This window comes from Streptomyces sp. x-80 (assembly GCF_046549095.1).
Taxonomy (GTDB): Bacteria; Actinomycetota; Actinomycetes; order Streptomycetales; family Streptomycetaceae; genus Streptomyces; species Streptomyces celluloflavus.
The window spans coordinates 390,759-402,406 of the sequence record NZ_JAJPWM010000006.1 but is presented as its reverse complement, the minus strand read 5'-3'; the positions used below and the strand labels follow the sequence as shown (position 1 = coordinate 402,406).

Annotated in this window: 7 protein-coding genes; 6 read left to right on the top strand and 1 reads right to left on the bottom strand. The window is 73.4% G+C overall.

Going from position 1 to position 11,648, the window contains the following annotated elements:
* The first annotated feature begins 56 nt into the window (after window positions 1–56).
* The 5 genes from ACLJWH_RS14700 to ACLJWH_RS14680 all read left to right on the top strand — a co-directional run bounded on the left by ACLJWH_RS14700 (window position 57) and on the right by ACLJWH_RS14680 (window position 9,774).
* A complete protein-coding gene (locus tag ACLJWH_RS14700; protein ID WP_411142114.1) occupies window positions 57–1,613 on the top strand; it encodes a TIGR02677 family protein in 1,557 nt (518 codons plus the stop codon).
* Window positions 1,610–2,956: a TIGR02678 family protein gene (locus tag ACLJWH_RS14695; RefSeq protein ID WP_411142113.1), complete on the top strand. Its 1,347-nt coding sequence runs from the start codon at window positions 1,610–1,612 to the stop codon at window positions 2,954–2,956. The genes ACLJWH_RS14700 and ACLJWH_RS14695 overlap by 4 nt, the downstream gene beginning before the upstream one ends.
* Entirely contained in the window at window positions 2,953–7,086 is a 4,134-nt protein-coding gene (locus ACLJWH_RS14690) for a TIGR02680 family protein (protein WP_411142112.1), read from the top strand. Before ACLJWH_RS14695 ends, ACLJWH_RS14690 begins: the two co-directional genes overlap by 4 nt.
* Window positions 7,083–8,345, top strand: a complete 1,263-nt coding sequence (locus ACLJWH_RS14685) for a TIGR02679 family protein (RefSeq protein ID WP_411142111.1) — start codon at window positions 7,083–7,085, stop codon at window positions 8,343–8,345. The genes ACLJWH_RS14690 and ACLJWH_RS14685 overlap by 4 nt, the downstream gene beginning before the upstream one ends.
* A gap of 325 nt (window positions 8,346–8,670) precedes the next feature.
* Window positions 8,671–9,774 carry an amidinotransferase gene (locus tag ACLJWH_RS14680; protein WP_411142110.1) on the top strand — a complete coding sequence of 368 codons (1,104 nt, stop codon included), beginning with the start codon at window positions 8,671–8,673 and terminating at the stop codon, window positions 9,772–9,774.
* 227 nt (window positions 9,775–10,001) lie between these two features.
* On the opposite strand, the gene ACLJWH_RS14675 is transcribed toward ACLJWH_RS14680, so the two are convergent.
* A complete protein-coding gene (locus tag ACLJWH_RS14675) occupies window positions 10,002–10,940 on the bottom strand; it encodes an alpha/beta fold hydrolase (protein ID WP_411142109.1) in 939 nt (312 codons plus the stop codon).
* 76 nt (window positions 10,941–11,016) lie between these two features.
* Here ACLJWH_RS14675 and ACLJWH_RS14670 point away from each other — a divergent pair, with 76 nt between their 5' ends.
* Window positions 11,017–11,568: a helix-turn-helix domain-containing protein gene (locus tag ACLJWH_RS14670; RefSeq protein ID WP_411142108.1), complete on the top strand. Its 552-nt coding sequence runs from the start codon at window positions 11,017–11,019 to the stop codon at window positions 11,566–11,568.
* Window positions 11,569–11,648 lie beyond the last annotated feature (80 nt).

The following is an 11,648-nucleotide window of genomic DNA, read 5'->3' as shown; positions in this document are numbered from 1 at the left end:
CCGCCCTCTACGGTGGAGATCCACATGCCGCCGGGGCGGGGGAGGAGGCGACGGGCGTGCGCAGGGTTCCGCCGGAGATGTTCCGTTTCACCACGGGGGAGAAGTCCGGCCTCTACGGTGCGGTGCTGGACGCGTTCGGCGCGGCCGGTGAGCATCTGGAGACGGCGCTGGGGCTCGACGACGTGCGCGAGCGGCTGCGGACGGTGGGGTGGCTGGCCGCGGTCGAGGACGAGGAACTCCACGACGTACTGAAGAAACTCGTGGACTGGGAGCTCCTGGACAGGGTCCACAACCACGCCGAGAACTACCGCACGGCCGAGGAGTACGAGCGGCGCAACCTCCAGTACTCGCTGACCCGCCGGGGCGAGGCCGCGCTCGCCGGGGTGCGGCACGCGCTGGAGGTGCTCGCCTCCACCGGGGCGCTCCAGACGGCCGTACTGGAGGCGATCACCGACCGGCTCGACGAGTTGTGCCTGCTCTCCGGTGAGCCCGCCCCGGCCGATCGCCGGATCTTCACCACGCTGCGCGAGCTGGAAGGGCACCTGGAGGCCCTGGTGGAGAACACCAAGGCGTTCCACGCCGAGTTGCAGCGGCTGCTGCGTGCCGAGGGCGCCGACCTGGAGGTCTTCCGCGAGGTGAAGGCCGCCACCGTCGCGTATCTCCAGGAGTTCCTGGTCAACCTGGACCGGCGCGGGCAGTCCGTCGCCGCCGCCGTCGGCCGGGTGGAGGCGCGGGGCGTCGTCCTGCTGCGCGAGCGCGCCCTGCGCGGCGCCGAGCTGCCACCGGTGGCCGGTGCGGACCCCGCGCCCGGCTGGCTGGAGAGCCGGCGCGCCCGCTGGGCCGGCCTGCGGGCGTGGTTCCTGCCGGACGACGGTGCCCGTCCCCGCATCGAGCAGCTCCATGACATCGCCCGGCGGGCCATCGTCTCCCTCCTCCAGGTCCTGGAGCGGATCAACGAATCGCGGCGCCGCTCCTCCAGCGCCGTACAGGACTTCCGCGAGCTGGCGCGCTGGTTCGCCGCCGCTCCCGGGGAGGAAGATCTGCACCGGCTGTGGTCGGCCGCCTTCGGCCTCGGCCCGGCGCGCCACGCCCATCTCGCCCACGCCGACCCGGAACTGATCCCCGCGGTGCTGCCGTGGTCCCAGGCACCGCCGGTCGAGGTGTCGGCGCTGCTGCGCACCAGTGGACGGACCGAGCGGTTCACCCGTACGGCCAAGGTGCGCGATATCGCCGCGGTCAAGGCGGCGCGGGCCGAGCGGGCCCGCGCCGAGCGCGCGGAACTCGCCCTGGCCTGGCGGGGTCTGGCGACGGACGGGCCCGTGCGGCTGTCCTCCTTCGGCGAGCTGGACCCGGTGGTCTTCGAGCGGCTGCTCGACCTGCTGGGCCGCGCCCTGTCCGCCGGTCCGGACACCACCGGGCTGCGGCGCGCGACCACCGGGGACGGCCGGGTGGAGATCACGCTCGCCCCGCCGCCCGACCACCGCACCGCCGTGCTGCGCACCGCGCAGGGCGCGCTGGCCGGGCCGGACTACCTCGTCTCCATCACCGCGCCGGACGGGGTCGGCGCGTTCCCGGCCGTACCGGACCCCACGCGAGGGGAGGCGGCGGGATGAGCACACTCGCCAACCAACTGGCGGCCGCCGAACGAGCGGAAGTGGCCCGGGGCATCCGGCTGCTGCTCGCCCGTCCGCTGCTCACCGAGGCGGCCGACCCGGCGGGCTTCGAGCTGGTGCGGCGCCGCCGTGAACCGCTGGCCAAATGGTTCGACTACACCTGCGGCTGGAGCCTGGTGGTCGAGCCCCGGCGCGGATACGCACGCCTCGCCAAGACCCGCGCCCACGCCGATGCCTCCCGTCCCGCCCGCAGGGCGCGTGCCGGCCGGGCCCCGTTCGACCGCCGGCGGTACGTCCTGCTGTGTGTGACGGCGGCCGAGCTGCTGTCCATGCCGATGACGACCATCGGCCTGCTCGCCGACCGCGTCGTCCAGGCGACGGCCGCCGATCAGGCACTGCCCGCCTTCGACCCGGTGCACCGGCCGGAGCGGATGGCGTTCGTGGACGTCCTGAAGCTGCTGGAGTCGTACGGTGTGCTCCGCGCGGTGGACGGTGCCACGGAGACATACGTCGAGTCGGCGGAGGCCAAGGTCCTCTACGGCGTGGACACCACCCTGCTGATGCGGCTGCCCGCCGCCCCCGTCGGTGCCTCCGGGCTGGCCGTACCCCCGGACGAGGTGCCCGCCCGCTTCGAGGACCTCCTCACCGGGATCGTGCGGGAGCGGCGCTACGGCGGCGCGGCCGGTGACGGGACGGCGGACGAGGCGCCGGGCACGGGCGCCGCCACGGAACCCCAGCGCAATCTGTGGCTGCGCCACTCGGTGCTGCGCCGCCTCTTCGACGATCCCGTCGTGTACCGGGCGGAGCTCACCGAGGAGGAGCTGGCCTATGTCACGTCCCTGACCGGCCGTCAGATCCTGCGCCGATCGGTCGAGCAGGCCGGCCTCCTCCTGGAGGAACGCGCCGAAGGATTCCTGCTCGTGGACCCGGACGCGATCGCCACCGACGTCCGCTTCCCCGACGACACGTCCACCGCCCGGGTCGCCGCACTGCTCCTTCTCGAACCGGTCCGTGCCGCGCCCGCCGGACTGCTCCCCGAACAGCTCGCCGAGGCCGGCGCGGATCTCCTGCGCCGCTTCCCCCGCTGGGCGAAGGCGTACCAGTCCCAGGACGGCGCGGCACGACTGGCCGACGACGCCGTGCGCGTGCTGCGGGACACCGGGCTGGTCCACCGGGTCGGGGGCCGCGTCGTCGCGCGCCCGGCCGCACACCGCTACCGCGTCGCGGAGACCACGAGCACGGACGCGGACACCGGAGCAGGACAGCGCAGGACCGGGAAAAGGCGCGACGGGACGGGCACCGCCGCCTCGGCCGGCGGCCCCGACGAAGGAGATGAGCAGTGAGCGTGACAGAGCTTCCCGGGCCGCGACGCCACGAGTCCGCCGAACCGACCGCACCGGCGCGGCGGAGCCGCTGGCAGCCGCACCGCGCCGGCATCCTCAACGTCTGGCGCTACTACGACGAGACCTTCACCTTCCACCAGGGCCGTCTGCTGCTGCGCGGCCGGAACGGCTCGGGCAAGTCCAAGGCCCTGGAACTCCTGCTGCCCTTCCTCTTCGACGCCAGCCTCCGCCCCCACCGGCTCTCGACCTTCGGCGGCTCGGAACGCACCATGCACTGGAACCTGCTGGGCGAGGGCGCTTCCGGCAAGACCCGGGTCGGATACGTATGGCTGGAGTTCCACCGCCCCGGCGACGACGGCGAGGAACGCTGGTTCGGCTGCGGAGCGCGGCTGCAAGCGAGCGTGCACACCACCGGAGTACACACCGACTACTTCACCACCCGGGCCCGGATCGCCCACCCGGGCGGTCTCTCGCTCGTCACCGGGACCGGACAGCCCCTGACCCGCACCGCCCTCGCGGAGGCCCTGCGCGACCGCGGCGACGTCCACGCCTCGGCCGCCGACTACCGCACAGCGGTACGCCGCGAACTCTTCCCCGGCATGGGGGAGCAACGCTACGAATCCCTCCTGTCCGCCCTGCTCCAGCTGCGCCAGCCCAAACTGTCCGAACGGCTCGACCCCGCCCTGCTCTCCACCCTCCTCTCCCGCGCCCTGCCCCCACTGGGCGAAGCCGAGATCGCCGAACTCGCCGAGGGCTTCGAGCGGCTGGACCGCCAGCGCGAACACCTCAAGCGGCTCGACGCGGAGGTGACGGCCGCCGACACCGTCGCCTCCCGGCAACGCGGTTACGCACGGCGGGTCCTGCGCGCCGCCTCGGCCGCGCTGATCTCCGCCACCACGGACATGGACAACCTCACCCGGGTCGCCCGTCTCAGCGCCGAGGAACACGCCGGGGCCCGGGAAGAGCGGGGGGCGGCCGAGGCCCGGCGGACGGAACAGACCAGGCGCGCGCACGCCCTGGAGGAGACCATCGAGGGCCTGCGCGACAGTGACGCGTACCGGCAGGGCGAGGAACTCGACCGGCTCCGCCGCCGCGCCGAGGAAGCGTCGGCCACCGCCCGGGGGCAGCGCGCCACAGCCCGCACCGGGCAGCACCGGGCGGCGGCGGACCGGCAGCAGGCCGACGAGGCCGCGGGCCATGCCCGGACACTCGACGAGCATGCCCGCGAGGCCGCCGAGGAGGCTCGCCGGTCGGCACGGGCAGCGGGCCTGGAGTCCGTCCACCACGAGGCGAACGCGCTGCTCGACGTCGTACGCCCGCCTTCCGGCACGGCGGTTCCCCCGCGGAGCACCGGCCCGTCCGGGGCCCCGCCCGCCCCCGGCGAGAGCGGCGACAAGCGGGCCCGGCAGGCACGTCGACTGCTGCGGGGCGCGGTCGCCGCCCGGCGGCAGCAGGTCGATCTCGTCGTCGAGGCGATGGACGGGCACGACCGGGCGGTCCGGGACCGGGGAACCGCCGAGGACGCGCTGGAACGGACCCGCACCCGGCTCGCGGAGGCGTTCGCCGATCGCGATGCGGCGGTCCACGCCTGGGACGACGCCCGCTCCGCGCAGGAGGAGCGGTTGCGCGCCTGGGCCGGGGGATGCACGGAACTCCGGATCGCCGACCCTGACGAACTGGCGGCCCGCGCGGCGTCCGAGACCGAGGTGGCGGCCCTGGTGGACGCCGCCGCCCGCCCGGTGGAGCAGGAGATCGCGGAAGACGAGGCCACCGGCCGAGCCGCCCGGCGGAGCCTGCTCGACGAGCGGGACGGGCTGGTACGGGAGGTGAACCGGCTGCGTACGGAGACCGACCTGCCGCCCTCGCCACCGGCCACCCGCACCACGGACCGCGCCGCGATGGCGGGCGCGCCGCTGTGGCGGCTGATCGCCTTCCGCGAGGACGTGCCGACCGCCGTACAGGCCGGCGTGGAAGCGGCACTGGAGGCGTCCGGCCTGCTGGACGCCTGGGCCGGTCCGGACGACGGGGTCACACCGCCCGGCCACGACACCCGCGTCGAGGCCGCCCTGGCCCTGCCCGCCCCGGGCCCCAGTCTGCTGGAGGTGCTGCGGCCCGAAGAGGACATCCCGGTCCCGGCGGAGACCGTCACGCGCCTGCTCGCCGGTGTCGCCTACGGCACGCGGCTTCCCGGGGGACACCCGGCCGCCGTGTCCGCCGACGGCGCCTGGCGCCTCACGCTCGCCACGGGCACCTGGAGCAAGCCGGAGCCCGCCCATATCGGCGCCCTCGCCCGGCAGCGCGCCCGGCACCGCCGGATCGGTGAACTGACCGACCTGATCGGCGAGGCGAACGCCTCCCTCGCCGCACTCGACGACCGGCTGCGCGCGCTCGCCGCCCGACGCACCCGGCTCGACGGTGAGCGGGCGGCCCGCCCCGACCACCGCGAGCTCGGTCAACGGCGCCGTGCCTGGGACCGCGCCGAGGACCAGGTGGCGGCCCGGGACGACGCCGTACGCGACGCGGCCGAGCGGGTGGAGCGTACCGAGACCGAGGTCGCGGCCGCCCTGCGCGGGCTCAGCCGCCGGGCGGCGGAGCACGGCCTGCCCACCGACAGCGGCCGGCTGCGCGAACTGTCCCGGGCCATCGACACGTTCCGGGACACCGCCGACCTCTGGGTGGACGCTCGCATCAACGCGACGGCGGTCGCCGACCGGGCCCGTCAGCTCGTGGCGCAGGCCGACCGCTCGCACCACGACGCCGAGGAGCGGAACGCGGCCGCGACCACCGCCGAGACCGAGGCCGACGGATTGCGAGCACGCCTGGAGGCGGTGGAGTCCACCGTCGGCGAGGACTACCGCCAGGTGGTCGCGCGCGTCGCCGAGGCACGTGCCGAACTGCGCCGGTGCCGGGACGAGACCGAGCGGACCGGCGATCTCCTGCGCCGCCTGGAGGGCCGCATCGGAGAACTGCGGGCCGTCAGCGAACGGGACGCCGAGGGGCGGGAAGAGGCGGTCACGGCCCGGGACGGCGCGGCGCGCCGGTTCCGGCACCTGTGCGCGACCGGACTGGCCGAAGACGCCGGCACCGTCCTGGAACTCGGTGCCGAGGACGGTGCGAAGGCGACCCTGGAGGCCGCCCGCACCACCGCGGCGCAGTGGTCCGGCGTCCCGCACGCCCCGCGCAACCTGGGCGACGCCGCGACCCGCCTCTCCGAAGCGGTGCACGAAGCCCGCCGGCACCTCGGCGCCCGTGCCGACCTCGACCTGGCACCCGACGAGGACATCCAGCTGTTCACCGCCACCCTGGACGGCGTACGCGTCGGGGCGACGGGCCTGCTCACCGCGCTCACGCAGGAGCGCGACCGCAGCCGGGACGACATCACCGGCGCCGAACGCCGTCTGTTCGACCAGATCCTCACCGGCGACATCCGCCGCCACCTCGCCACCCGCATCCGCCAGGCCGGTGAACTCGTCGACCGGATGAACGGCCACCTGGAACGCGTCCGCACCGCCTCCCGGGTCGCCGTCCAGCTCGTCTGGCAGATCCGCCCGGATCTCCCCGAGGGCACCCGCACCGCCCGCGAACTGCTGCTCAAGGACCCCGGCCGGATCACCGACACCGACCGGGACGCCCTGCACTCCTTCTTCCGCGCGCGGATCGAGGAGGCCAAGAGCAGCGACACCGCCGCGAGCTGGGAGGAACAACTCGGCGAGGTCCTCGACTACACGGCCTGGCACCAGTTCACCGTCCGCCTCGACCGTACGAACGGGACCGGCTGGCAGCCGCTGACCAAGAAACTGCACGGCGCGCTGTCCGGCGGGGAGAAGGCCATCGCCCTGCACCTGCCGCTGTTCGCCGCGGTCGCCGCCCACTACGAAGCCGTGCCCCTCGCGCCCCGGCCGATCCTGCTGGACGAGGTCTTCGTCGGCGTCGACACCGTCAACCGCGGCCAGGTGTTCGCGCTGCTCACCGCCCTCGACCTGGACCTCATGCTCACCTCCGACCACGAGTGGTGCACCTACGGAGAGCTGCCCGGCATCGCCGTCCACCAGCTCCTCACCGGCCCGGACGACGATGCGGTCACGAGCGCCCGCTTCGTATGGAACGGCACCGACCTGGCGGCGGAATGACGCCCACGGGACCCGCCCCGGGGGAAAGCTCCCTGCGCCGCCCCGAGCTGCGCCCCCTCTGGCAGACGGTCCACGACCGCCTCTCCTCCGGCCGGCCCGTCACCCGCGTACGCCTCGGCCCGCTCGACGACCCCCAGCGCGAAGCCCTCGCGGACCTCCTCGGCCTGGACCGCCTGCCGGACGTCCGGCCCTCCGTCGCCCTGGCCCGCCTGGAGGAGGCGGTCACGGAGCTCTGCGGCCGCACGGTCCGCGAAGCGGTCACCGAACTGGTGGGCCCGCTGGGCGACCGCGCGGCCGAGCGGCGCCGGCAGGGTGACGAACGGGCCGAATTGTGGGCCTGGCTGGCCGGCCACGACACCGTACGGGCCCAGCCCGCGCTCGCCGACTGGGCCGCCTCCTGCCGGGCCGCCGGCCTGGTCGGCGGCGCACCGGGGCGCACCCGCGCCCTGCTCACCGACGCGCTCGCGGTGCTGGCGGCACTGCCCGCGCACGCCGAGCCGTTGCCCGTCTTCGCCGCCCGGGTGGTGAGCGGCGACTCCCACGCACTCGACGACGGCACCCGCCTGTCCTCCCTCGTCCTGCGCGCCCTGGCGACCCTTCACGACACCGCCCCGCCGCAGTCCGCGGCGGACCGGCGCGCGCTGTGGGCCCGCGCGGGCGTCGCCGACGACGAACTGTCCGCCACCGTCCTCACCGCCGGACTGCGACCGGGCGGCGGCGGACCGCTCGCCCGCGTGGCCCGCGCGTGCGCCGATGCCGGGCAGGCCGCCAGCCTGACGCTGGCCCAGGTACGAGCTCCGGGCGGACTCACGCTCGCCACCCGCTCCGCTCCCGTCGTCCACGCCGTGGAGAACCCCAGCGTCATGGCCCTCGCGCTACGCCGGTTCGGCCCCGCCTGCCCGCCCCTCGTCTGTACGTCCGGCTGGCCCAACAGCGCGGCCGTCCACTTCCTCCGCCTGCTCGCGGACCACGGTGCGGTCCTCCGCTACCACGGCGACTTCGACGGTGAGGGCATCCGTATCGCCGCCTATCTGCTCGACAAGACACCGGCCCGCCCGTGGCGCATGACGGCGGCGGACTACCGCGCCGCCGTCGCCCGCACCCCCGACGGCCCGCCACCCGGACGCCTGACCGAGGCACCCTGGGACCCGGAGCTGACCACGACCATGGCCGCCCACGGCACCGCCGTCGTCGAGGAACTGGTCGCGGACATCCTCCTGGACGACCTGGCCGACGCCGGTCGGGCGGGCGCGGCCTGAGGGGACCGGTCGTGAGTCACCCGGCCAGGTACCGGACAGTCCACCACTGTCTCTGACGGCGGAGGGACGTCGATGTCGTCGCGGCCCCCGCCGGCGGACCTGACCGTGGAGGCCGCGAGGCGGGTGAGGCGGATCTGTCCCCGGCCGGCGAACGGCCCGGTATCGCCGCTTCGAGCGAGTTGTTGGATACAGTGAGCCGCTGAATTCCGTGATCGAAAGCGGTCGAGCATGGTGGTAGTGCGGAGGCCCGGCACTCAGGTGACGGCGGCAGACATTGACGCACCGAGTGGGCTATGGGCTATGCGTGATATCGGCGTCATCGGTCATGACTGACAACGCTGCGGAACCCCTCGTTTCGCCGGTCAATTCGCACAATGAGTGGGACCCGCTGGAGGAGATCATCGTCGGGCGTCTCGACGGCGCGACGATTCCCTCCAGCCATCCGGTCGTGGCCTGTAACGTCCCGCCATGGGTGGCGCGGTTGCAGGGGCTTGCCGCCGGGTTCAAGTATCCGCGCATGATGATCGAGACGGCGCAGCAGGAGCTCGATCAGTTCATTGCTCTCCTGAAGTCCCTCGGTATCACGGTGACGCGTCCGGACGCGGTCGACCACAGGAAACGCTTCGCCACCCCCGACTGGTCGTCGCGTGGTTTCTGCAATGCCTGTCCGCGTGACAGCCTGCTCGTGATCGGCGACGAGATCATCGAGACCCCGATGGCATGGCCGTGCCGGTATTTCGAGAACCATTCCTATCGCGCGATCCTCAAGGACTACTTCCGGCGCGGTGCGCGCTGGACGGCGGCGCCGAAGCCGCAGCTCACGGACGCACTGTTCGAGGCGGATTTCCGTGTCCCCGACGCCGGCGAGCCCATGCGCTATATCCTCACCGAGTTCGAGCCGGTTTTCGACGCGGCGGATTTCGTGCGCGCGGGACGCGACCTCTTCGTCACGCGAAGCAATGTCACCAACCTCATGGGGATCGACTGGTTGCGCCGTCATCTCGGATCCGGTTATCGCATCCACGAGATCGAGAGCCGCTGCCGCACGCCCATGCACATCGACACGACGTTCCTTGTGCTCGCGCCCGGCAAGGTGCTGGTCAATCCCGAATACATCGACGTCGACCGCCTGCCCGACATCCTCAGCTCGTGGGACATCCTGGTCGCCCCCGAGCCCAATCCGATCGACGAGCGCCTGCTCAAGATCACCTCGATGTGCGGTAAGTGGCTCAGCATGAACATTCTCATGATCGACGACAAGCGGGTGATCGCGGAGCGGCACCACACCGAGATGCTGCGCGCGCTCGAACAATGGGGGTTCGAGCCGATCCCGTGCGACCTGCTGCACTACGCGCCGTTCGGCGGCTCATTCCACTGCGCGACACTCGATATCCGGCGTCGCGGCACGCTCGAATCGTATTTCCCTTGACCGGTCCGCCGGTCGTCCGTACTGAAGGCCGCGGTCTCCGGCCCAGCACCGGTCCCGGCCGGGGTGCCCGAATGCCGATCCCCGCCATACCGACAAGCCGGTCTTCCGGAAGACGACCGGGCACGTTCTGCCGGGGACTCCCGGGTGAGCGCAGGGCCCCGCCGGCGGACGGGCCCCGCTGACCTTGCCGCCGCTCTCCGGCGAAGGGGACCGGCGGACCGGTGCGGTCACCTGCCCACGCTGTCCAGCAGGTCCGTGATCGCGCGGCGTACGGCGTCCGGGCGTTCCACGTGCATCCAGGTGTGCCCGGCGTCGTCGAGCACCCGGTGCTCACCCCGTGGAGCCGCGGCGGCCAACTCCGCGTGCAGGGCGTACTTGACGTCGCGGAACTCGCGCTCCAGCTGTTCGGACAGCTGCCCCGCCTGGAACGTGTCGCGCCCCATGGCGGTGAGCACGATCACGGGTATGTCGGGCGTGTCCCCGCCGTGGCGGACTTCTTCGCCGAGCCGGTCGAGGTTGGCCGCCTCCCGCGCACCGGTCCGCCAGTGGGCGAGGTGGTGTGCGACGAGCGCCTCGCGCACGGCCTCCGGCCACTGCGTCAGCCGCTCTGCGAACAGGCCGCGGAAGTGCCGCAGTTCCTCCTCCGTCGGCTCCGGCAGCGGCTGGTCCCTCAGGCGCTCCTGCATCTCCAGCAGCTGCTTCGGCATGCGGGTCACGCTGTCCTCGTGGGTGGGGTCCAGCAGGAGCAGACCGGCCACCTCGGCGGGGAAACGCTGTGCGTAGCGGCGTACGTAGCTCCCGCCCATGGAGTGGCCGACGAGCAGGTAGGGGGCGGGCACACCGGCGCTGTGCAGCAGCTCCCGTAGCTCGTCGGTGACCTCGGCGCCGGTGCGGGGGAGGGGCACCGGGTCGCTCCAGCCGGTTCCGGCGCGGTCGTAGAGCACGCTCGTGGTGTGCTCGGACGCCTGGTCGTGGAGGTTCAGGTAGTCGAGGCCGACCATCCCCGCCCCGGGGAGGAACACCACGGACGGGCCTCCGCTGCCCGTGCGGTGGAGCAGCAGCCGGCGGCCTCCGATGTCGTGGCGGCGCCCGATCGGCGGGGCCCCGTCGTTCACCGGTCCGTCGTTCGGCGCCTCGGGGCGGCTGGTGGACTGCGGGTGTGACATCGCTGCTCCTTCGCTTTCGCTGTGCTGCGACCATTCTCAAGTTTGAGGACGGTATCAAATGTGAGATCTTGCGGCCATGGACACGGTCGATCTGCTTCTGCACCCGGTGCGGCTGCGCATCGTGCACGCCATGTTCGGCGGGCGGGCCCGCACGATCTCCGAGCTGTGCGCCCGGCTGCCCGACGTCTCGAAGGCCACCGTGTACCGGCACGTCGGCCTGCTCGCCGACGGGGGACTCCTTGAGGTGAGCGGCGAGCAGCGGGTGCGCGGCGCCGTCGAGCGCCAGTACCGGCTGCGCCGGGCACGCGTGGCGATCGATACCGACGCGGCCGCGTCGATGTCCCTGGACGACCACCGTCGCGGGTTCACCGCGGCCATGGCCGCCCTGCTCGCCGAGTTCCACGCCTACCTCGACCGGGACGGCAGCGATCCGGTCGCCGACTCCGTGTCCTACCGGCAGGCCACACTCTGGCTGAGCGAGGACGAACTCGCCGAAATGACCGGCGAGATGAGCGAGGTGATCAGGTCCCGGATGGATAACGAACCCTCGCCCGGCCGCACACCGCACCTGCTCGGCACGATCCTGTTCCCGACGGAGCAGGCGCCTCCGGAACCGGCGGACACCTAGGCCGGTCACGGCGACCGCCTCTCGCACCACGGCACGTCGCCGCACCCCGGCCCGCCCCGACCCCGCCCCGACTCGCCCCG